This is a genomic window from Pseudomonas sp. GM102, from assembly GCF_000282555.1.
Classification (GTDB): Bacteria; Pseudomonadota; Gammaproteobacteria; order Pseudomonadales; family Pseudomonadaceae; genus Aquipseudomonas.
Genome location: NZ_AKJB01000050.1, coordinates 1 through 22,222 on the forward strand (window position 1 = coordinate 1; position 22,222 = coordinate 22,222).

The 22,222-nt window shown below is 58.8% G+C and carries 18 protein-coding genes and 1 pseudogene; 9 read left to right on the forward strand and 10 right to left on the reverse strand.

Annotated features, from left to right (window positions below; translation table 11 throughout):
- Nucleotides 1-189 precede the first annotated feature (189 nt).
- The 5 genes and pseudogenes from lapG to PMI18_RS31870 all read left to right on the forward strand — a co-directional run.
- Nucleotides 190-897: a cysteine protease LapG gene (gene lapG, locus PMI18_RS18525; RefSeq protein WP_007899008.1), complete on the forward strand. Its 708-nt coding sequence runs from the start codon at nt 190-192 to the stop codon at nt 895-897.
- Nucleotides 898-919: 22 nt separating this feature from the next.
- Complete coding sequence (gene lapD / locus PMI18_RS18520; RefSeq protein WP_007899009.1) at nt 920-2,860, forward strand: cyclic di-GMP receptor LapD; 1,941 nt, start codon at nt 920-922, stop codon at nt 2,858-2,860.
- Between the two features lie 125 nt (nt 2,861-2,985).
- Nucleotides 2,986-4,389 (forward strand): AAA family ATPase, encoded by a 1,404-nt coding sequence (locus tag PMI18_RS18515; RefSeq protein WP_007899015.1) that lies wholly within the window; start codon nt 2,986-2,988, stop codon nt 4,387-4,389.
- 18 nt (nt 4,390-4,407) lie between these two features.
- The gene (gene ptuB, locus PMI18_RS18510) at nt 4,408-5,058 is read left to right on the forward strand and encodes a retron Ec78 anti-phage system effector HNH endonuclease PtuB (protein WP_007899016.1); all 651 of its coding nucleotides are present in this window, start codon (nt 4,408-4,410) and stop codon (nt 5,056-5,058) included.
- Nucleotides 5,049-5,149, forward strand: a pseudogene (locus tag PMI18_RS31870) (IS110 family transposase); the annotation flags it as partial. The gene ptuB and the pseudogene PMI18_RS31870, both read left to right, overlap by 10 nt.
- A 28-nt stretch (nt 5,150-5,177) precedes the next feature.
- Here PMI18_RS31870 and PMI18_RS18505 read toward each other — a convergent pair.
- The 5 genes from PMI18_RS18505 to PMI18_RS18485 form a co-directional block, all read right to left on the reverse strand.
- On the reverse strand, nt 5,178-6,233 hold the full coding sequence (locus tag PMI18_RS18505) for an AI-2E family transporter (RefSeq protein WP_007899017.1): 1,056 nt from the start codon (nt 6,231-6,233) through the stop codon (nt 5,178-5,180).
- A gap of 82 nt (nt 6,234-6,315) precedes the next feature.
- Nucleotides 6,316-7,122, reverse strand: coding sequence for a DUF4892 domain-containing protein (locus tag PMI18_RS18500; RefSeq protein ID WP_007899018.1), 807 nt, complete (start codon nt 7,120-7,122; stop codon nt 6,316-6,318).
- Nucleotides 7,123-7,130: 8 nt separating this feature from the next.
- Nucleotides 7,131-7,790 (reverse strand): glutathione S-transferase family protein, encoded by a 660-nt coding sequence (locus PMI18_RS18495; RefSeq protein WP_007899019.1) that lies wholly within the window; start codon nt 7,788-7,790, stop codon nt 7,131-7,133.
- A 50-nt stretch (nt 7,791-7,840) separates the two neighbouring features.
- Nucleotides 7,841-8,695 carry an alpha/beta hydrolase gene (locus PMI18_RS18490; RefSeq protein ID WP_007899020.1) on the reverse strand — a complete coding sequence of 285 codons (855 nt, stop codon included), beginning with the start codon at nt 8,693-8,695 and terminating at the stop codon, nt 7,841-7,843.
- Nucleotides 8,692-9,498, reverse strand: coding sequence for an alpha/beta fold hydrolase (locus PMI18_RS18485; RefSeq protein ID WP_007899021.1), 807 nt, complete (start codon nt 9,496-9,498; stop codon nt 8,692-8,694). The genes PMI18_RS18490 and PMI18_RS18485 overlap by 4 nt, the downstream gene beginning before the upstream one ends.
- Before the next feature lie 200 nt (nt 9,499-9,698).
- Between PMI18_RS18485 and PMI18_RS18480 the strand changes: the two genes are divergently transcribed.
- On the forward strand, nt 9,699-12,605 hold the full coding sequence (locus PMI18_RS18480; protein WP_033036265.1) for an RHS repeat-associated core domain-containing protein: 2,907 nt from the start codon (nt 9,699-9,701) through the stop codon (nt 12,603-12,605).
- 43 nt (nt 12,606-12,648) lie between these two features.
- Here the strand turns inward: PMI18_RS18480 and PMI18_RS18475 are convergent, their stop codons facing one another.
- The 5 genes from PMI18_RS18475 to PMI18_RS18455 all read right to left on the reverse strand — a co-directional run bounded on the left by PMI18_RS18475 (nt 12,649) and on the right by PMI18_RS18455 (nt 16,864).
- Entirely contained in the window at nt 12,649-13,092 is a 444-nt protein-coding gene (locus tag PMI18_RS18475) for a hotdog fold thioesterase (RefSeq protein WP_007899024.1), read from the reverse strand.
- Nucleotides 13,093-13,124: 32 nt separating this feature from the next.
- Nucleotides 13,125-14,792, reverse strand: coding sequence for an AMP-binding protein (locus PMI18_RS18470; RefSeq protein WP_007899025.1), 1,668 nt, complete (start codon nt 14,790-14,792; stop codon nt 13,125-13,127).
- Nucleotides 14,793-15,011: 219 nt separating this feature from the next.
- The gene (gene sixA / locus PMI18_RS18465; RefSeq protein WP_007899028.1) at nt 15,012-15,464 is read right to left on the reverse strand and encodes a phosphohistidine phosphatase SixA; all 453 of its coding nucleotides are present in this window, start codon (nt 15,462-15,464) and stop codon (nt 15,012-15,014) included.
- Nucleotides 15,461-15,808 (reverse strand): DUF4389 domain-containing protein, encoded by a 348-nt coding sequence (locus PMI18_RS18460; protein ID WP_007899029.1) that lies wholly within the window; start codon nt 15,806-15,808, stop codon nt 15,461-15,463. The genes sixA and PMI18_RS18460 overlap by 4 nt, the downstream gene beginning before the upstream one ends.
- 30 nt (nt 15,809-15,838) lie before the next feature.
- On the reverse strand, nt 15,839-16,864 hold the full coding sequence (locus PMI18_RS18455; protein ID WP_033036267.1) for an NAD(P)H-dependent glycerol-3-phosphate dehydrogenase: 1,026 nt from the start codon (nt 16,862-16,864) through the stop codon (nt 15,839-15,841).
- A 196-nt stretch (nt 16,865-17,060) separates the two neighbouring features.
- Between PMI18_RS18455 and PMI18_RS18450 the strand changes: the two genes are divergently transcribed.
- Genes PMI18_RS18450 through PMI18_RS18440 form a run of 3 tightly spaced genes read left to right on the forward strand, consistent with a single transcriptional unit; the run spans nt 17,061 to nt 22,016 of the window.
- Complete coding sequence (locus PMI18_RS18450; RefSeq protein ID WP_007899043.1) at nt 17,061-19,184, forward strand: TonB-dependent receptor plug domain-containing protein; 2,124 nt, start codon at nt 17,061-17,063, stop codon at nt 19,182-19,184.
- A gap of 1 nt (nt 19,185) precedes the next feature.
- On the forward strand, nt 19,186-20,118 hold the full coding sequence (locus tag PMI18_RS18445) for an ABC transporter substrate-binding protein (protein WP_007899044.1): 933 nt from the start codon (nt 19,186-19,188) through the stop codon (nt 20,116-20,118).
- A complete protein-coding gene (locus PMI18_RS18440; protein WP_007899045.1) occupies nt 20,115-22,016 on the forward strand; it encodes a response regulator in 1,902 nt (633 codons plus the stop codon). Before PMI18_RS18445 ends, PMI18_RS18440 begins: the two co-directional genes overlap by 4 nt.
- Nucleotides 22,017-22,222: the final 206 nt, after the last annotated feature.

A 22,222-nucleotide genomic window follows, 5' to 3' on the forward strand; every position in this document is an offset into this window, starting at 1 on the left:
CCCCAAACCCTGCGACCCAATTTTTCCTGACACACCGCATTAGCTAGTTTTGCGACTGCTGCGCAGCCGAGCGGGAGCAAGCTCCCTCGCCACAGAAAGCAACCCGCCGATGCCCTTCGTCCGACGACCTGCCCTTCTTCGCTGAAAACACCGCCTAGACTTCAGACATCTGCACCCGAGCAGCCAGACATGTCCCGCAGTCCGCGTAGTCCAGGATGGTCAACGCTCCGACTTCGGTTCGGCGGATGGCTGCTGCTGACGAGTTTTCTGCTGGCTGGGTTGGGCAGTGTCAGGGCCGAGTGGGACTTTGCGCAGATTCTGCAAACGGCCGAAAAACGCTATGGCCCCCTTGGCCCGGCCCGGGGACGGATCGAGGCCTGGAGTCAAATGCTGCAAAGCGAACTCAACGCGCCCGAGCGCGAACAACTGAATGCAGTCAATCGCTTCTTCAATCAACAACTGAGCTTTCAAGACGACACACGTATCTGGCGTCAGACCGATTACTGGGCCACGCCAGTGGAATCACTGATCAAGGCCGCGGGCGACTGTGAAGACTACGCCCTGGCGAAATATTTCAGCTTGCGACACCTCGGAATTCCCAGCGAGAAACTGCGCATCACCTACGTCAAGGCCCTGACCCAGAACCAGGCGCACATGGTGTTGACCTTCTACAGCAGCCCCACGGCCGATCCGCTGGTGCTGGACAATCTGATCGGCGAGATCCGTCCCGCGTCCCAACGCAAAGACCTGTTGCCGGTGTACGCCTTTAACGCCGAAGGCCTGTACTTGCCGGGAGCCAATGGTGGCAAACGCAGCAGCGACTCGAAAAATCTGTCGCGTTGGCAAGACGTGTTGAAAAAGATGCAATTTGAAGGGTTCGCCGTGGGCGAAGGCTAGCCGCTACTGCAAGGAGCGTTTTATGTCACTGCGCAAACAGTTGTTTCTCGCCATTTGCCTGTTCTTGCTGGTGGCCTTCGGCGGCAGTTTTTTTGTCAGCCTGGAAAGTTCTCGCGAACAGATGCTCGGCCAGTTGCGCTCCCACGCCCAAGACGCCGCCACGGCGCTGGGTTTGTCATTGACAGCACAGATCGACGACCCGGCGATGATCGAGTTGATGGTCAGCTCGATTTTCGACAGCGGCTACTTCAGCAGCATCCGTATCGTCAACATTGTGGATGAACGGGTGTTGGTGGAACGCAGCGCACCGCCGCAAATCGAGGGTGTTCCCGCCTGGTTCATCAACCTGGTTAACCTGCGCCCACAAGGTGGCGATGCACTGATCATGCGTGGCTGGGAGCAAGCGGCTCGGGTCGAAGTGCTGAGCAATCCACAATTCGCCTTGGCCAAACTCTGGGACAGTACCCTCGGCAGCCTGATCTGGTTGTTGATTTGCGGACTGCTCAGCGCTGTGTTTGGTGGCTGGCTGTTGCGCCGGCAATTGCGCCCGCTCGACAACATGGTCAAACAGGCTGAAGCCATCAGCAAACGCGAGTTTCGCAGTTTGCCGAAACTGCCGCGTACGCCGGAACTCAAACGCGTGGTGCTGGCCATGAACCAGATGGTCGAAAAACTCAAAGCGTTGTTCGCCGAAGAGGCGGCCCGCAGCGAAAAGCTGCGCTGCGAATCTTATCAGGACAACCTCACGGGCCTGGCCAACCGGCGCTTGCTGGATGAACAACTGGCCGATCAATTACTGGTTTCCGAGCAAAGCCGCGATGGTCATTTGCTGATGCTGCGGATCAATGACCTGAACGGCCTGAACCAACGTCTGGGCGGCCAGCGCACCGATAGCCTGATTGGCGCCGTCGGTGAATTGCTCAAACGCCTGACACAGCCACCGGAACGTCGAACCTGGCTCGCGGCGCGCAATCGCGGTGGCGAGTTCAGCTTGCTGACCCCGGGCCTGGACGGAAAGGATGCTGCACGCCTGGCTTCCGAAATCAGCGCCACCCTGGAAAACCTGCGTCTGACCGGTGCCAGCGACTGTATGCCGGTGGCGCATCTGGGCGTGGTCGCCTATCACCCTGGCGAACCGGCGAACGACGTGCTGCTGCGCCTCGATCAGGCGCTGACCCAGGCCCGGCAACATCCCGAGCGGCCGTGGATACACATGACCCATTCCGATACCGCACAGAACCAGTCCCAACACGACTGGCGCAACTGGATCGACGAAGCGCTGACCGAAGGCAAGATGCAGCTGTATTTCCAACCGGTGGTGCAGTGTGCCGACACCAGCCAGGTGCTGCACCACAAAGTCCTCGCTCGCCTGCTCGATCCGCAGGGCGAGGCGATTGCCGCCGGGCATTTCCTGCCGTGGATCGAGCGTCTTGGCTGGTCGGCTCGATTCGACCTGGCGATGCTCGAAACCACTCTCGAATATCTGGCCGCCAACCGTTGGCCGCTCGCGTTGAGCCTGTCCGGCAGCACCCTGCGCGATCAGACCCAGCTAAAACTGATCTGCGACATACTTGAATCACTGCCGGAACTGGCGCCGCTGCTGACCCTGGAAATCGACGAACGCCAATTGCCGCCCCCAGAAGAACTGCAACGGCTGAGTCACAGTCTGCTCAACACCGGTTATCGCATCGGACTGCAGCACTTCGGCGGCAGCTTCAGCCAGATCGGCAACCTGACGCAACTGGGGCTGGCTTACCTGAAAATCGACGGAGCCTATATTCGGGGTATCGATGAACAGACTGACAAGCGCCTGTTCATCGAGGCGATTTTCCGGGCGACCAACAGCATTGATTTACCGTTGATTGCCGAGATGGTGGAAACACAGGGGGAGTTGGAAGCGATTCGGGAGTTGGGGTTGTTCGGGGTGATGGGAAGACTGATTGGGCCGCCGGAACCGATGTAGTTTTGCAACGCCCTGTGTCCATGGTATTCACCTGTTTTCATTCACAGTAGAATCCGCGCCATGTATGTTCCCCGGAAACATCACCTCTGCCGCAGCCTGGCATCGGTCTACATGGAGGAAAGTCTGTGAAACTGATCAGGCTGGAGCTGGAAAACTATCGCTGCTTCCCCACACTCACTCTCGAGATCGATGAGCAACTGACTTTGTTGGTTGCCCGAAACGGCCAAGGCAAGACCAGCTTGCTGGATGCCATCAAAGTTGCATTGTGGCCCTATCTCCGTGGGTTTGACCTCGGTAGCACCACCAATGACATCACTGGCATACACCCAGATGACGTTTTTTTGCGTCCCGTCAAAGCGCATCAGATGGAGCCTTCGCTCCCCGCTCGCCTGACCGCCCATGCTTTTTTTCTGGAAAAAGAATGGCAGTGGTCACGTCGCCGGGAAAGCATCCGAAAAGGTACACAAACCCGGGGGGATGCCGACGCCACCAGGCTAGAAGCCACAGCCGAAGTACTTGAAGTACAGATCTTTGACAGAGCGGTTTCCGGGCAACTGAAACCGTTCGACTTACCTGTACTGGCTTACTACGGCACCGGACGGCTCTGGAGTCAGAAAAAACTGACGGCAGCTTTTGAAAAAGCCGAAAACGCTGAGTTTTCTAGGACCTATGGCTATCGCGATTGCCTTGACCCGGCCTCCAGCTATAAACACTTTGCCAAATGGTACACACGAATTTTCCGCAGCTATCGTGAAGAACAAATTCGTAATCTTGAGCGTGGAAAGCTCAGCATTGACGTGAAGGATGAGTTCGCCCATCCGGTTCTAGCGGTGCAGAACGCAGTGAATGCTGTCCTGGCAACTCAAACAGGATGGCGAGATCTGGCCTATAGCAGTGAGTTCGCCGATCTGGTGCTAGAACATCCAGTTCACGGAGTTCTGAAAGTCAGCCAACTCAGCGACGGGATTCGCAATATTGTCGCCTTGGCTGCCGACATTGCCTACCGCTGCGTAAAACTCAATCCTCACTTGGGTATCCTCGCCCCCCGTAAAAGTACTGGAGTCGTGTTGATTGACGAGGTCGACATGCACCTTCATCCCTCGTGGCAGCAAACCGTCATACCTGATCTCCTCGGGGCTTTCCCGTGTATCCAGTTCATTGCGACGACACACAGCCCTCAGGTAATTACTTCAGTGCCAGCACGCTGTATCCGAGTTCTACAAACCGTGACTGACGATAAAGGGCGTAGGGTCACCGTGAGCAATGTGGATCAACAGACTCAGGGCGTAGCCAGTTCGCAGGTGCTCGCCTACGTCATGGATATCGATCCGACGCCGGACAATGAACCTGCTCAAAAACTGAGCGAGTACATGGCGCTTATCCAGCAGGACCTTCATGAGTCAGCAAAGGGCTTAGCCCTCCGTGAGTACCTGGATGAACATTTCGGCACTCAACATCCCAACATGCTTGACTGCCAGCGGCTGATCAGACTGGAAACGTTCAAACGCAAACAGCTGACAAAACAGTAAGAAAAGGGAGTCGGGGACATGCGTAAGCTCGTTCGGGGTGAAGGACCACGCTGTCTTACCCGCTACAGACATGGATTGCACAAATGGTCGCTGGACTCGCCGACGCTGCCGGAGCGTGCGCAGATCTGGGAGCATCTGCGAGCCATGCAAGATACTCGTTGCGCCTACTGCGAAGCCGATATCAGCAAACACACCAATGCGCACATCGAACACTTTCGGCAGAGAGAAAGATACCGCCAGGGTATTTTCGATTGGAGCAATTTGTTCGGCTCATGTAAACGGGAAGAATCGTGTGGGAATTTCAAAGACCGGTGTCGTCCCTATGATCACACCGTCCTGATAAAACCCGATGAAGACAATCCTGACGACTATTTCATTTTCGTCAGCGACGGCACAATTGCAGCACGTGCAGATCTCGATGCCCCATTGCGCCACAGAGCAGTCGAAACCTTGCGCATCTTCAATCTGGATGCTGAGAATGGTGCGCTTCGTGAAATGAGGCGAGAAGCTGTGCGTCGCTGCCTGGATACGGCGGAAGCACTCCAACAACTGTTTCTGGAGAATCCGGACAGCGAGGGCTTTCAGCAATTTCTTGAAGAAGAAATTCTGGAAACCGCCCAACAGCCCTTTGCGACGGCGATTCGCCATACATTATCGATGTGCCTTTGACCGGAAAACTCTGCCGGGTGGCATTGGCCCTGATGAAAAATCAGAGCGAATACCAGCCGACCTGAAGTTACAGGGTTGCCCTGCAACATAGAAACTCCCCGGTGTTCAGTGTCGGCACCTCAGGGCCGGCGATCATCGACCCGAGCCTGACTCTTGCTCCAATCGGTCAGCAGGCTGTAAGCCACGGCTAACAATGTCGGGCCGATGAACAGACCGATAAACCCGAACGCAATCAACCCGCCAAACACCCCGAGCAGCACGATCACTAACGGCAGATTCCCGCCCCGGCTGATCAGGTACGGCTTAAGTACGTTGTCGACCCCGCTGATAATGAATGTCCCCCAGCACCCAAGGAACACCGCCATCCCGTACTCCCCTTTCCAGGCCAACCACGCCGTGGCTGGAATCCACACCAACGGCGGCCCCATCGGAATCAGGCTGAGCAGGAAGGTCACGATCCCCAGCACCAACGCCCCGGGTACACCGGCAATCAGGAAGCCGATCAACGCCAGAATAGCCTGAGCCGCCGCGGTGCCGATCACCCCATTGACCACTCGCTGCACGGTACCCGCCACCAGTTCGATGTAATAGCCGGCACGGTCACCGATCAGCCGCTCCAGCAGCCCATGAACAAACACCGCCAACCGTGGCCCGTCGCGGTAGAAAAAAAACACGAACACAATACTCAGCGTCAGCTCGAGAATTCCGCCGCCAATCTGCGCACTGCGTGCCAGCAACCAGTTACCGACCTGCCCCAGATAAGGCTTGATCGCCAGCATCATCGCCGCGCCTTGCTGATCGATGCTGTTCCAGATCCCCACCAACCGAGCGCCGACCAAGGGAATATCGCCCAGCCAGGTCGGCGCCTCAGGCAGTCCATCGACCTGTAAATCCTTGATGAGCGCCGTGGCATCGCGCACATGATCCGCCAGATTGAACCCCAGCCACACCAGCGGCGCCGCCACCAGCACCATCCAGCCGAGTGTCAGTACCAACGCCGCCAGGGATTCACGGCCATTGAGCCAACGGGTCAACAAACGCATCAGCGGCCAACTGGCAAACGCCAGCACCGCCCCCCAGAACAGCGCCGACCAGAACGGCGCCATCACCCAAAAGCTCGCGCCAAACAGCACCAGGAGCAGAATTTGCACCAACAGCCGATCGTTATTGGGCATGTATGATCCTGAAAAAAGTCAGACGAAAAAGTCAGTCAGCAAAGAGTAGGCGAACGCGCAGAACGCGCTCGCCCAATGAAGCTTATCGCAACAGCTCGAAGTGCAGGCCAGAGCCTTCGACGTTGCCGGTTTCCATCCGTGCCGACCGCACACCCTGGCCGATCAGCGCCTGGCGCCAGGCTTCGGCATTGGGCCCCGATACATTGACGCGCAATGTGGTGTCCAGGTTCAGGCCTCGGGAAATCAAACGCAGCCAGGTGTCATCAGGGTCGCCGTCGAGTTTGGGGAAATCAAGCTCACCGGTGCTCTTGAGCTGTCGCAGCAAGGTCGCGGAAGTTGGCAGCAAATCGCCCAATGGCGCAGCAGCGTCGAACTGTTCGACGTGCAGATAAGCCCTGCGATTGCCACGCGTGATGCTGTAAAGCGCCACCAGTGTGTTGTCTTGAGGGGCCGCCAAACGCAGCAACAAATAAGCCTGCTGATTATCGGCGCCATATAGCTTGGCGTTGCCGAAGACTTCATTGGCCCACAGGCTGCTTTCACCACAATCCCGGGCCTGGCACCAGAACAACAACTCGGCGCCCTGCTTTTGCAAGGCTTCGCGAGCGGCTGTGAAGGCATCGGTAGAGGAATGTTCCGGTGGCAATTCGTAGGTCACCGAGGTGGTTTGCCCCCGAGCAGTGACCTGACCGTCGAAACGCAGTTGGCCGCTGATCTTGCGGATCGAACCCAACGGGTAAATCCGCTCGAGCTCGACAGCCGGGCGATAGTCGACGATCTGCGCATCGGCCATACGCGGCACGATCGGCAGGTCCTGACTGCCAGGGATATCAGCGGCAAATAAAAGAGGACTGAAACAACACAGCGCCAGCAGAGTGAGTGAACGCATGGATGGACTCATCGAATCAGCATGGCCTGGGCACCCTTGATGACACTGTCGTCATCAATTCGCTCGGGCACCAGTAAACCGCGTTGTACCGCAGGACGCGCCTCCATTGTCGCCATCCAGCGCTGCAGGGCTGACAAGCCATCCACCGCGACACCAGACCATTCATGGCCACGGACCCATGGATAAGTGGCAATGTCGGCAATGCTGTACTCGCCCGCCAGAAACTCTACGGCTTGCAGACGCGTGTCGAGCACTTCATACAAGCGCCGGGTTTCATGTTGATAACGGTCGATAGCGCCTTGGAGTTTTTCCGGGAAGTAACGGAAAAACACGTTGGCCTGGCCCTGCATCGGCCCGATTCCGCCCATCTGGAACATCAGCCACTGCAATACCACCGAGCGCCCCTTGGGGTCCTGGGGCAGCAGTTTGCCGGTCATCTCGGCGAGGTAAATCAGGATCGCGCCGGACTCGAACACGGCGAAATCGCCATTGGCACGGTCGACAATCGCCGGAATCCGCCCATTGGGATTGATCTTGAGAAAGTCCGGGGACTTCTGTTCCTTTTTGTCGAAACTCAAGGCATGCACCGTGTAGGGCAGGCCGAGTTCCTCGAGCACGATAGAGACCTTGTGGCCATTCGGGGTCGCAGCGGTGTACAGATCTATCATGGTTGTCTCCCATTTCAACCCGCCCAGCCTCGACAGTTGCCGGGCGCAAGTCAAGGAACGGCGAAGAACCGATTGAAACAGTCTGCGACAAGGTCGGCACCGGGTTCGTCATTCAGGTGCAAATGATGGCCGCCAGGCAACTGTTCACGGCTAAAGGGTAGACGTTCCAGCAACTCAGGATGTTTGGCGAGCATGCCGTCAGCCGCGACCACCAGGTGTGCAGGACAACTGACACGCTGGACGAAGGCCATCGCCTGTTCCGTGGTCAGACGTAGCGGCGATGGCAGGGTCAGGCGGTTGTCGGTGCGCCAGGTATAACCGCCCGGCACCGGCATCAAGCCGCGCTGGGCCAACAGTTCGGCGGCTTCACGACTGACCGCCACCAAGCCTTTCATTCGTGCTTCGATGGCGCGATCCAGGGTGTTGTAGACCGGTTTGCGTTTTTCCCGCAGATCCAGCTGCGCTTGCAGGGCCATGCCCATGCGCTCGGCGGCGTTTTCGCCTTTGTCTGTAGGAGGAATGATGCCGTCGATCAAGGCCAGATGCGTGACCCGCTCCGGCAACGACCCGGCCAGCACCAGCGAGACGATCGCCCCCAGGGAATGCCCCAGCAGTGCAAAACGTTTCCACCCCAACTGCTCGGCTACTTGCAGCACATCGTGGGCGTAGTCCCACAGCGCGTAACCGGCGCCGTTCGGTCGATGCCCCGAGTGACCATGCCCGGCCATGTCCAGCGCAATGATGCGCAAGCCTTTGAGCTTGGGCGCCAGCCGGGCAAAGCTGTTGGCGTTGTCCAGCCAGCCGTGCAAGGCGATCACCGGCAAGCCGTCCTCGGGACCGAACAAGTGCGCCGCCAACTCGATATGCGGCAGGCTCAGGCGAACTTCTTCGACGACGCTGTTCATGCACAATCCTGTTGGCTGCGACCGTCCCAGCGACTGAACAGATTCTTCAGCAGCGTGGCCGTATCTTGTGGGCGTTCGAGGGGAAACATATGGCCGCCGGGCATGGTCAAGGACTCACCCAAGGGCATGCGCCCGACGGAACGGGCGTGATGACGCAGCACCACGCGGCTCTTGTGCCCGCGAACCACCGCCAGCGGCACTTTCAACTGCCGTGCACGGCCGGGGCTGGTGTGGGGCACGCCGCGGTAGATGCTGATTTCCGTGGCCGGGTCGAAACGCAGGCGCAGCTTGCCGCCGACATTGTGCAAACCATGTTGAAGATAGGCGTCGAAGCATTCCGGATCAAAGCCACGAAACAGGGTTTTATCGGCGAAATACAGGCGGGCCGCGTCCAGATCGGCGAACTCTTCCCGTCGCCCCAATGTGCGGCCGGCCGGGGTCAGGCGATCGATGAAACCGAAGCGCTTGGCGGCACGGATCACCCATTGATCGGCGCGGGTCAGCACCGGCGAATCGAGCATCACCACGCCGCGATACAGCTCAGGGCAACGCAATGCGGCGTGCAGGTGCAGCACGCCGCCAAAGGAGTGACCGACGCCCCAGACCGATTCCGGCTGCTGCTTGAGGTGATGGATCAGCTCATCCACCAGATTGTTCCAGTTGTCGTCCGCAGGAAAACGCGGGTCATGGGCGTGCTGCTCCAGATGCGTCACCTGATACTCGGGCGCCAACGCCGTGAACAACTTGCCGTAGGTCCCCGAAGGAAAGCCATTGGCGTGGGCGAAAAATATCTGTTGCGACATACCTGCAAATCCATAGCGAGAACAGAGCACGATTGTCCGCAAGCCTACTGGTATCTGCAATGACCGTAACTGCCAGGAATGATGACAGTCGTGCCGTGGCTATGTCAGTTTTAGCGAGTACCTGTTAGTTCTGACAGTTGACAGTCAAGCCTGATGACGCCGATAAGATCATTGTCGCCAAGCCACAGGCAACGCCAGTCATGACCCACGCAAACACTCCAGCTATCGAAGCTTTCGACTCTCGAGGACAAGGGGTGCGGGCCATCGCGTATCACCGTCGTGACGGTGTGACCGCTCCTGAGAGTTGCATCACCCAACAGATGCACGACATTGCCGGTCGTGCGGTGCTAAGCCGCGATCCGCGACTGTTCCTTTTACATCAAAGCACTCGGCAGACGGCCGCCAATCAAAAAAATGTGTTCAGTCTGTCGGGCGTCGTGCTCCTGTCCGAAAACAGTGACGCTGGTTGGCGCCTGGGGTTGTTCGGCGAAGATGGACAAGGTGTTGACGGGTGGGATCAGAAACTCAGCCATAGCCGCGTGGACTATGACCGGCAGCGGCGTCCCATCGCCACATTCGAGCGCGCCCACGGCGGACCGGAGAATTGCGTTGCACGTTTTTCCTACATGGATGCCAGCGCCGATGAAACCCATAACCAGCGCGGCCAATTGATTCGGCATGACGATACCGCAGGAACGCAGCACTTCGCCCAATTCAGCCTCGCCGGCACACCGCTGCAAATCAGCCGTACATTCGTCGCGGATCCACAATGGCCGATTGACTGGCCCGTGGCGGAAGCAGAGCGCGATACTTTTCTGGAAACTGAATCGGCCATTACACGCATCCGCTGTAATGCCGCAGGTGACCCCGTCAGCCAGTCCGACGCACGGGGTAACACACAGACATTTCTTCAGGATCGCGCCGCGCAAATGCGCGAGGTCAGCCTGAAACTCACCGGGCTGGCAAAACAAAAAACGCTGATCAGTGAAATCCAGTACAACGCCTTCGGCCAGATCGAGCATCAACGTGCGGGAAATGGTGTTATTTCTACCGCGACTTTTCGCCCGGAAGATGGTCGACTGGAGCACTTGAAGGCCTGCCTGCCTGGACAGCCTGCGCTGCAGGATCTGACGTACGAATACGACGCTGTGGGCAATGTCACGTGTTTGACCGACGCCGCTGAAGCGGCTCACTACCACCGCAATCAACGGATCGATCCGACCCTTCACTACCGGTACGACAGCCTTTATCGACTGATCGAAGCCCGTGGCCGACAGGTTCGCAATGCCCCCGCCGGGCCGCAATTACCCGATTTCCAGTCCGTCCCCGATCCCGGACAACTGGAAAATTACACGCGGTTCTACACCTACGACAACGCGGGAAATATGCGGGTCATGCAGCATCAGGCGGATAGCGCCAGCCGTACCGAATGTACCGCCATCGCCGGATTGAGTAATCGCAGCCTCCCCCAAAAAGCCAATGGAGAACTGCCGGAGGAGAACGAGATTGCCGCAGGCTTTGACCTGAACGGTAACCGCAAGTACCTCCAACCCAGACAAGACCTGCTATGGGACCTGCGCAATCAGTTGCGTCAGGTCGAGCAGGTAGTGCGCGAGAACGAACCTGACGACATCGAGTTTTACCTATACGACGGCAGCGGCCAGCGACAGCGCAAGATCCGCCAAGCCTACACCGGCACATTGACTCGCACGCACGAAACCCGCTACCTGCCGGGTGTGGAAATTCGCACCTCCCCCGACGAAATCCTCCATGTCATTACGGTCAAGGCCGGGCGTGGGACGGTTCAGGTCCTGCACTGGGAGAAAGAGCCCCCGTCAGGCATTTCACAGGACCAGCACCGCTACAGCTTCACCGATCATTTGAACTCCAGCACTGTCGAGCTGGATGGGGCAGCCAGAATCATCACGTGGGAAAGTTATTACCCCTATGGCGGAACCTGTTGGTGGGCCGGGCGAGACAAACAGGAAGCCAGCTACAAAACGGTTCGCTACTCAGGACAGGAGCGGGATGCTACAGGACTGTATTACTACGGCCAGCGGTACTACATGCCCTGGCAACAGCGTTGGCTGAGTGCCGATCCGGGTGGTACGGCGGACGGGTTTAACTTGTATGCGATGGTTCGCGGCAATCCGATCGGTTATATCGACAATCAAGGTCTCAACCGCACCACTGCCGTGGCGACTAATACCGCCGTCGACGGCATGGCCAGTTTTTTTGGGACAGTGACCCGAATGATCGTTTCCGTCAGCCTTTCTCAGTTGCCTCCCACGGAAACGAGCAACAACTTGCTCTTGGCAACGGCAATTGCACTGGAAAGCAGCTCTGCCGCGTACACGACAGCAGGATTGGCGGCCAATAGCCGGTACAAAAAAGCCCTGCCACTGCTGGCAGGTATAACCGCAGCTACGCTGGCTGCCGTACCAGCGTTCTACAATCGTACCGATCTCGAAGAAGGCCAGTTGAACACTGACGCCATTGATCGGATCGCCACGGTAGCTGGCAACTTTGTTCGAGAAAGTATTCAAGTCGCTGGCAACCAACAGGGCGCAAATTACCCTTGGGGGGATACCGACCTTCTCAGCCGCCTCGGATCTGTGGGGCCGACCGCTCTCGTCTATGGGGGAATAAGGGCTGCATCCAGCTATTTACAAGCCGGATTGCATTCATCCATAAGCGGCTTATTCGCCTTCCTTGCCGAAGCTGCAGACGGCGGCATCGGGACCCTGTTCCGCTCCCTTCACCCCAATACGTCCTATCAGGAAGGCTCTGGGCAAATCAGGTTTGATCGGAATTATGCTCATAACGTTTTGCATGGCAGCATAGGCAGAAACGTATCGGCGACGATCAATCGGGAGTTGACCCGCGTACTCAGACCGCTTATTTCGACACTGCCGTCTGAAATCCAGTCAGCGATACTCGGCGCCTCGGGGTTCTGGACCGAAGGTCGTGGAGTTGTCATGGCAGCGGTCAAACGAGGTTACGACGGTATCCCTGAGAGCCGAGTAACAGGCCCAGTACTCGGCGACTCCAGAAGCGAACACCCTCCGTCCAGGCGAAGCTCCATCAACAACGTGCATCAGGTCTGAAATGACCAAACACTACCGGTTTTCCAGCACTGTAATGGGCGACCTACCGTGCTGGCGGGGCCTCACCCAACGGCACCACTGCCATGGTCAGCCGCGACACGCAACTGGCCTTCCCTTCATCACTGCTCAACCGAATATCCCAGACATGCGTCGTGCGACCGATGTGAATCGCCTTGGCCACCGCCGTCACTCGCCCACTGCGCAGGCCGCGCAAATGGTTGGCGTTGATTTCCAGGCCCACGCAATAAAACTTGCTGGCGTCGATGCACAGGTAACTGGCCATCGAGCCAACGGTTTCGGCCAGCACCACCGAGGCACCGCCATGCAGCAAACCATAGGGCTGATGCGTGCGATGGTCGATGACCATACTGGCAGTCAGGGACTCGTCATCGAAGGCTTCAAAGCGAATATCCAGCACTTCGCTGATGGTATTTTTCCCGATTGCATTCAACTGCTCGACGTTGGGAATGGTGCGCCACAGACTCATCGTTACGTTCCTTTGCTGGAGTTGTTCGTGGCTCAATCCTGCCACAGCACCGCCTCACTACGCTCGCTCCATTCTTCAAAGCGCGCACCGTAAGCCGCTTCGATCATGTTGCGCTTGATCTTCAGGGTCGGTGTCAGGAAGCCGTTTTCCACCGCCCAACTGCCCTTGACCACTACCAGCCGATGCAAGCGCTCATGTCTGTCGAGGACGCCGTTGACCTCCTCCAGCAGTTTTTCCAGGCTTGAATGCAAGCCCGCCCGGGCCGATCCCTTCGCGTCCTGCTGACCGACTGCCGACAACACGCACAACCCCAGCGGTGCGCTCAGCCCATCGCCAACCACACACACTTGTTCGATCCGCGCATGCACCGCCAGGCGATTTTCAATCGGTGCGGGGGCGACGTATTTGCCTTTGCTGGTTTTGAAAATTTCCTTCAGGCGCCCGGTCAGGCGCAGGTTGCCTTCGGCGTCTTCCTCGCCCTTGTCGCCGGTGCGCAGGTAACCGTCCTCAGTGATGGCTTCGGCGGTTTTCCCAGGTTCCTTGAAATAGCCGAGCATGGTCGCGCCGCTGCGCACCAGTACTTCGCCAGACAGTTCGATGCGCACTTCGACTTCCGGGCATGGCTTGCCGATCCAGCCGGGTTTGTTCAGGCCTGGCAGGCCGATGTGGGAATAACCGCAGCTTTCGGTCATGCCGTACACCTCCAGCACATCCAGCCCCAGTTTTCGGTACCAGAGCAGCAAGGTCTGCGGCACTGGCGCCGCACCGGACAAGGCGATGCGCAAGGCATCCAGCCCCAGCCCGGCGAGGACTTTGTGCCCTACCCGTTTGCCAATGAAGGGCAAGCCGAGCAGGAAGTCGAGGCGCTTAGCCGGGATCTTGCTGTACACGCCCATCTGGAATTTGGTCCAGATTCGCGGCACGCCAAACAGCGCGGTCGGCCGGGCACGTTTTAGATCAGTGAGAAAGGTATCGAGGCTCTCGGCAAAAAATACCGTTTGCCCGGTATAAATCGACGCCAACTCGACGAACATCCGCTCGGCGACGTGGCACAGCGGCAGGTAGGACAGCAGGCGATCCGACTCATTCAGGCCAAATAACTGCGTGCCGCGAGTGGTGGCAAATCCAAGCGTGCCGAAACTGTGCATCACACCTTTGGGCTGCCCCGTGGTGCCGGAGGTGTAAATGATGGTCGCCAGCTGATCGGCGGCAGGTTTTGGGTCGTCCTGAATCGGCGAGCTGCGCTGCAGATCGGCCCAGCTGAAATCGAAGGACCCGGCCGGGCACAGCGGCAGGCTGATGGTTGGCAGATCGGACCTGACCCCGGCGGACATGCCCGGCCAGCCATCCAGCTTGCCGATGAACACCAGTGCGGCTTCGGAATGATCGAGCACCTGGGCCACGGAATCGGCGGTCAGATTGGGATAAAGCGGCACCGAGACATGTCCGGCCATCCAGATCGCCAGGTCGGCGATGATCCAGTGGGCGCAGTTTTTCGAGATCAGCGCGATGTGGCTGCCTTGTGGCAACTCGCGAGCCCGCAGCCAGTGAGCGGCGCAGCGCGCCTGATGGCCGACGTCGGCCCAAGTCAACGTTTCGACCTGGCCGCCCCCCGTCGGCTGAACCAGAAAGCGCTGGCGGGGATGACGGGTTTCACGCTCGTAGAAGGCGTCCAATGGCAAACGGAAAGCAGCAGACATGCGACTTGCTCCATTATTTTTTGTCTGGAGCAAGCGTAGTCAACCAAGCAAGTGCTTGGTTGACTATTTCACACAAAAACCAAGAACAAATACGGAACGCCACCGCCCCTGTAGGAGCGAGGCTTGCCCGCGAAGGGGTCTTCGAAAACGCTAAAAGCTTCGCGGGCAAGCCTCGCTCCTACAAGAGCAGAAACAAACCACAGCTAAAACAGAAGCAGATTAGGGGTGCTTGATGCCGTTGAGCTTCATCGACCCGATCAACAGTTCATTATTCTCCAGCTCAGCCAGGCCGGCGGTGCTGACTTTTTCCGGTGGATGGCCGGCGCCATGCTGCAGATAGCTCAGCAAGTTGCCCACCAGCGGATTGTGACTGACCAGCAGCACATCACTCACCGATACAAGCTGCTCCGCCACCTTGTCCGGATCGGTATCCGGGGTCAGCCAGTCGACGGTGCGGATCTCCGGCGCGAAATTGAGCGCCGCACGCACAATTTCTGCCGTCTCCTGCGCTCGCTGATAAGGACTGGCATAAATGGCGGTGAGTGGTTTGCCCATCAAATAGGCGGCAGCACGCAACACCTCTTCACGGCCATGGGCGGTCAATGTCCGCTCGGAGTCGGGACGAGTACCGTGAGGCTCGGCTTCACCATGACGCAATACCCAGAGTTTCATAGCTTCGGTTCCTCATCTCGGGCCGGATGCGGTGCTGGCGCCACAACGTGCGGGGCTTCACCTTCCGGTGTACGCGGCGTCGGCCAGTCGGCGAACGGCCAGGGCTTCTGGTCGCTGTGAAAGCTGCCGAAACGACCGATCTGCGCCAGAAACTGGCTCAGACTGTCGCCGAAGTTCATCAAGCTGGCGCTCGGCGCGCCATAAATCAAACGATAGATCAGCTGCATAAACACCACCGCACCGAGGATCAATTGCGCCACTTGCCATACCAGCACATAAACAATCATCCACAGCACCCGCAGCAGGATGGATTCGTACTTGGCTTCTACCTTCGGATCATTCATGTTTCGCTCCCTGCCCTGTAGATGGGGTATTTAGTTGAAACCGCTGATGGAGATAAAATCGACGTCGGTTTTAGGCTCGGCACGCATCAGTAGACCGATGACCTGCTCCAGCGTGCGCCCTTCGAAGAGGATGGCATGCAATCCGGCGACCAGCGGCATATACACGCCTGCTTCCTGCGCCTTGGCCTTGAGTACCTTCAGGGTGTTCACGCCTTCGGCGACTTCGCCAAGACGCGTCACCGCCTCCTCAAGGCTCAACCCCTGACCGAGGGCAAACCCGACCTGATAATTCCGGCTTTTGGGCGACGAGCACGTCACGATCAAGTCGCCCACGCCCGCCAGCCCAAGGAACGTCATCGGGTTGGCACCCTGATTCACCGCGAAGCGGGTCATTTCCGCCAATGCCCGGGTGATCAGCATGCTCTTGGTGTTTTCACCCATGCCCAACGCCACTGCCATGCCGGCGATGATCGCGTAAACGTTTTTCAACGCCCCGCCCAACTCCACGCCATAGCGGTCGGCGCTGGCGTACACACGAAAGGTCTTGCCGTGCAGCGCTTCCTGAACCTGTTGGCAAAGCGCTTCGTCTTCGCTGGCGACCACCGTGGCGGTCAGCGCGTGCTCGGCGATTTCACGGGCCAGATTCGGGCCCGACAGCACGCCGATGCGCGCTTGTGGGGCGATTTCCTCGAGGATCTCGCTCATCAGCTTGAACGTATGGGCTTCGATGCCTTTAGTCAGGCTCACCAGCAGTTTGCCGCTCAAACGTTCGGCGTGAGGGACCAATACCGAGCGCAGCGCGCTGGACGGCAGCGCGACAAAACACAGGTCGCAGGCCTCCAGGGTGGCTTGCAGGTCCGTGACCGCTTCCACTGCCGGAAGAATCTTGATGCCTTTGAGGTAACGCGGGTTCTCACGATTGACCCGAATGGCCTCGGCCTGTTCCGGGTCGCGCATCCACAGCCGGACCTGATGCCCATTCTCGGCCAACAGATTAGCCACGGCGGTACCAAAACTTCCGCCTCCCAGGACCGCAATTGGGCGCTGTTCAGTCATATGCAATCCGTTAATCCATACCAGTGGCGATGCCGGCATTATACGGAGCGGCCCGGTCGCGGCCAGCCCCAGCATCATTTACCGACACTTGTAGGAAGAAGACCAAGAAAACCGAGGAAAATGCCCATAACGTGACTGGAAAAGTCTTTGCGCTCGGTTAACATGCGCGCCAACTAATCGCTATCAAGGCCGTGCCGTGTCTTTTGGCTTTCCCCGCCCTCGCTCGTCGCTGGTATTGGCGCTGATCTTCAGCTCGCCATTGCTGGCCGACGACCTGTTCCTCGACAATGATCCGTTGCCACAAGTGCTGACGGCGACACGCCTGAAGCAGTCGCCTGCGGCCGTGCCGGGGAGCATGACGGTGATCGACAGCGAACTGATCAATGCCAGCGGCGCGCGGGACATCAGCGAGTTGCTGCGGCTGGTGCCGGGAATGATGGTCGGTAATATCAGTGGCAATCAGGCGGCAGTGAACTATCACGGCACCAATGCCAGCGAAGCGCGGCGCATGCAGGTGTTGATCGACGGCCGCTCGGTGTACCGCGCCGGCCTGGCCACAGTGGACTGGAGTGATATTCCGGTGGCCATGGAAGACATCGAGCGCATCGAGGTTTTCCGTGGCCCGAACACTGTCAGCTACGGCGCCAACGCGCTGATGGCGGTGGTCAATATCATCACCCGCAAACCGGCCGACAGCCACGGCACGCGGCTGAAAGTCACCCGTGGCCAGCGCGGTATCAACGACTTCTATGCCAGCCAGGGCATGGGCTGGGACAACGGCGACTTGCGCCTGTCGCTGTCCGGCCAACAAGACGATGGCTTCGACTCGAACCGCACCGGTGCCGATTACCGCGACAGCCGTCGCTTGAACCGCTTCAGCCTCGCCGTCAGCCAGACGCTCAATGAAAACCAGAGCATCGACTGGCAACTGAATGCCAAGGACGGGACCAACCAGCGGCCCTATACCTATCGTCCAGTATTTTCAGGCATTACCGCCGCAGGGAACAATTCCGATGTCATCGCCAAGGACTATGCCGGCTCGCTGCGCTGGAATCTGGACATCAATCCCGATCACAGCCTTTATATTCAAGGCTCGGCACAACACTGGGATCGCCAGCAAACCTGGCGAGCCTGCGATGCCGAGGTCTCGTTCAGCCCGGAACTGACCCAACTTTGGCAGCTCAATCCCAATTACACCGAACGTCTGGCGCGCAACATCGCACGTTTCGCCGGCCTCGGCGCGCCCTCCGGCACAGCGGCGGAACAAGCCCTGGCCAATCAGGTTCTGACGCAATGGCGAAACGGCGCCAGCAAAACGCTGTGCGGCGACATTGACCAGAGCGCCCGGGAATCACGCTATGACCTCGAACTACAAGACACGCTCAGCCTGTCCGACAGTCTGCGGCTGGTCAGTGGCATGAACTATCGTTACGACCGGGCCAATTCCGAGACCTACTTCAATGGCACGCTCGACGACACCACCTGGCGGGCGTTCGGCCAACTCGAGTGGCGCGCCACCGAACACTGGTTGTTGCAGGGCGGTGCGATGTACGAAGACACGCAATTGACCGGCAACTCGCTGACCCCGCGGGTAGCGGTCAATTACCTGATCAACCCGCGCCACGGCTTGCGCGCGGTGTATTCGGAAGCCATCCGCTCGCCGGACATGTTCGAGAACAACGTGAACTGGAGTTATCAGGTGACCAACCTGAAGCCCAGTGCCTACGGCCAGTCCAGCGCCCGCTATTTCGTCAAGACCCGTGGCCCGGGTGACCTCGAACAGGAACGCATGCGCTCCCGGGAATTGGGCTACAACGGCTACTTCGCAGAGTGGGGGCTGGCGGTCGACGTGAAGCTGTTCTACGACGAAATCACCGGCATGATCAGCGAACCACTGCGCAACAATCAGTACATCGCCAGCAACTCGAACAGCTCGCGCTTCACTGGAACTGAAACCCAGCTGGATTGGCGCATCAGCAGCGCCGATCGTCTGCGCCTGACTTATGCCTATGTCGATGCCGAAGCCAGCAACCCGCTGGATGCACAACAGACTGCGCGCAACAGCGGCTCCGCCGGTTGGCTACACAGCTGGGGCCAGGGCTGGAACAGCGCGCTCTTCTACTATGGTGCCGATGCCCTCAACGGTTATCGTTTCGAACGGGTCGACACCCGCATCGCCAAACGCATCGGTTTGGGCAGGGCCAATCTGGAGCTGGCCGGGGTCCTCCAGCAACGGCTCGACAATCAGCCCACCACCTTCGTCGACAACAACTACGACGATCGCCGGGTACTCTACTTCAGCGCGGAGCTGGAGTTCTAAGATGCAGCATCGCCCGTCACCGAAGACGCCAACCCTTGGCCGCCTGCTGGCCGGGTTGTGCCTGGTGTTTATCGGGCTGCTGTGCAATCTGCCGGCAGGGGCCGCCGACATTCTGCTGACCAGTGCCGAGGACAGTCCCGGCGTGGAGTCTTTCGTTCAGGCCCTCAGCGAGTTGCGCCCCACCGACAGCGTGCGCTTCCAGCCTCTCGCCAGCCTGCCGGCGCCAGGCCAACTGCCCGTCGACACCCGCCTGGTGCTGCTCGACTTGCCCAGCCTCGACTGGCGCCTGCAAGACACTCAGGGCCCCGCAACGCTGGTGCTGCGCATCAGCCGCCTGCAAGCCCGCCAACGCTTGGGCAATGAAATGCCCTCGCACCTCAGCCTGCTCTGGAGCGATCCGCCACTGGACCGACAGTTGCGCCTGACCCGAGTGCTCCTGCCTGAGGCCCGGCGGGTCGGCGTGCTTTTCGACAGCCACAGCGAATTCTTGTTGAAGGAACTGCGTCAGGCCGCCCTGCCCCTGGGCCTTGAAGTGGTCACCGAGCGTTGGGATAACACCAATGACAGCCGCCCCTTGCAGGCCCTGCTGAAGACCAGTGATGTGCTGCTGGGCCTGGACGACCCTGATCTGTACAACCCGAAAACCGTGAAAAACCTGCTGCTCAGCAGCTATGCGCGGCAACTGGCCCTGATCGGTCCCAACGCAGCCTTTGTCAGGGCCGGTAGCCTGGCCAGTACTTACAGTGACCAGAACGACTGGCTGAAAATTCTCGACGAGCTGCTCGACCGCCCCTCGAGCACCTGGCCGCGCGCCCTTTATCCGCAGCACTTCAAGGTCTTGAGCAACCCGCAAGTGGCTCGTTCACTCAGTATTGAACCGATGAATGAAGCCTCTGTCGCAACACAGCTGGTCGAAGGAGAACACCGCCCATGACCTTCCGTCGCGGTTGGGACATCAATACCCGCACCCAGATCATCAGCCTCGGCCCGGCCCTGCTGCTGACGTTGCTGCTGATCAGTTTTTTCACCTTCGTGCGAATCCAGGACCTGCGTCAGGAACTCAATCACACCGGTCAACTGATCGCCAATCAACTGGCGCCGGCCACCGAATACGGGGTGATCTCGGGCAACAACGAGGTGCTCGAAAGTTTGCTCAAGGCCACCCTGGCCACGCCCAACGTACGCTTTCTGGAAGTACAGGACAGAGCCAACCGGATTCTGGTGTACGTCGAGCAACCGTCGGAAGCCCACAACCGCTCGCATCAGGTCGAAGTGTTCCAGGCACCGGTGCGCCTGCAACGCATCGCGCTCCACAATGACTTTTTTCAGAACAGCCGGAGCGCCGCCAGTGCGCCTGGCGAGGATTATCTGGGCCGGGTGATCGTCGGCCTGTCCAATGACGCCTTCAACCAGCGCCAGCAGGAAATCCTCTTCAAGGCCGGGATCCTGGCCTTGTTCGCTCTGCTGTTTACGTTTCTGCTGGCTCGGCGGCTGGCAGGCAGCCTGTCGCAACCGATCCACGACATCGGTAACGCCGTCAAGGCGATCCAGAAAGGCGACTACAAAACGCCCCTGCCGATTGTCGACGACACTGAACTGGGCGCCCTGTCGCAGCACATCAACAACCTTGCCCAAGGCCTTGAGCAAGCCAGTCGCGAACAGCATCAGGCCATGGCGCAATTGATCCAGACCCGCGAGGAAGCGGAAAAAGCCAACAACGCCAAATCCGATTTCCTCGCGATGATGAGTCACGAATTGCGCACGCCGATGAATGGCGTGCTGGGCATGCTGCAACTGCTGGAAACCACCGAGATGACCGAGGAACAGATCGAGTACGCGGCGCTGGCCTCCGAATCCACTGAACACCTGCTCAAAGTGATTAACGACATTCTCGATTTCTCGCGCATCGAGCGTTCGGAACTGGAGCTGGAGCACATCCCGTTCAACCTCGCAGACCTGATCGGCAGTTGCGCCCAGTCGTTCCAGCACAGCGCGGCGCAACGCGGGCTAAAACTGCAACTGCGGATACCCGAAGACATGCGCGTCCTGCAGGTTCAGGGCGATCCGACGCGGATCCGGCAGATTCTGGTCAATCTGGTCGGCAACGCGCTGAAATTCACCGAACGGGGCAGCGTCACGATCGAACCGCAGTGGCAGTCCCTGGATCACGAACTGCTGTGGTTCACCTGCTCCGTGCGCGACAGCGGGATCGGTATCCCGCACGAAAGCCTGGAGTTAATGTTCAATGCGTTCCAGCAGGCTGACAGTTCTATTTCAAGACGTTACGGCGGCACCGGACTGGGGCTGCCGATTGCCCGCACTCTGGCTGAGCGGATGGGCGGCACCTTGCGTGCTCAGAGCGAAGAAGGCGTTGGCTCGGTGTTCACCCTGGAAATCCCTTTGGCTCTGTACAAGCAGCCACTGCCAGTGCTGACACCGCGAGGACATACCGGCAATGACCACGGCGAAGGTCGCGATGTGCTGCTGGTGGAGGACAACGCGGTCAATCGCACCGTTGTCGAAGCAATGTTGCGCAGTCTGGGCTTTACTGTCAGCGTCGTCACCGATGGTGCTCAAGCGGTGCGCAGCGCCGAGAGCCGGACTTTCGACGCGATTCTGATGGACTGCCGACTGCCGGTCATCGACGGCTACGAGGCCACCCGACAGATTCGCCAACTGCCCGGCTGTGCTGACGTGCCGATCATCGCCCTGACGGCCAATGCCTTGCAGGGCGACCGGGAAACCTGTTTATCGGCGGGAATGAACGATTACCTGGCCAAGCCCTTCAAACGCACTGATCTGCAGCAGATTCTGCAGCGTTGGGTGCAGTAGTACAGGCCTTTCGGCTATCTGCGACTGGCGTGAATGACGAAAGTGCGGCAGTCTTAAGCACCCGAACAGGCCCGAAAAGGGGCTTGAATAATAATTTCAGTGCACAAGTGTACATTCATGTCCTTGGTGCTGTGACTTTCACCACAACGCAATAGTCTATGAGTAGGCTGCTGACTCGAGGCATGAACGCTTCGATCGGCCGGGAA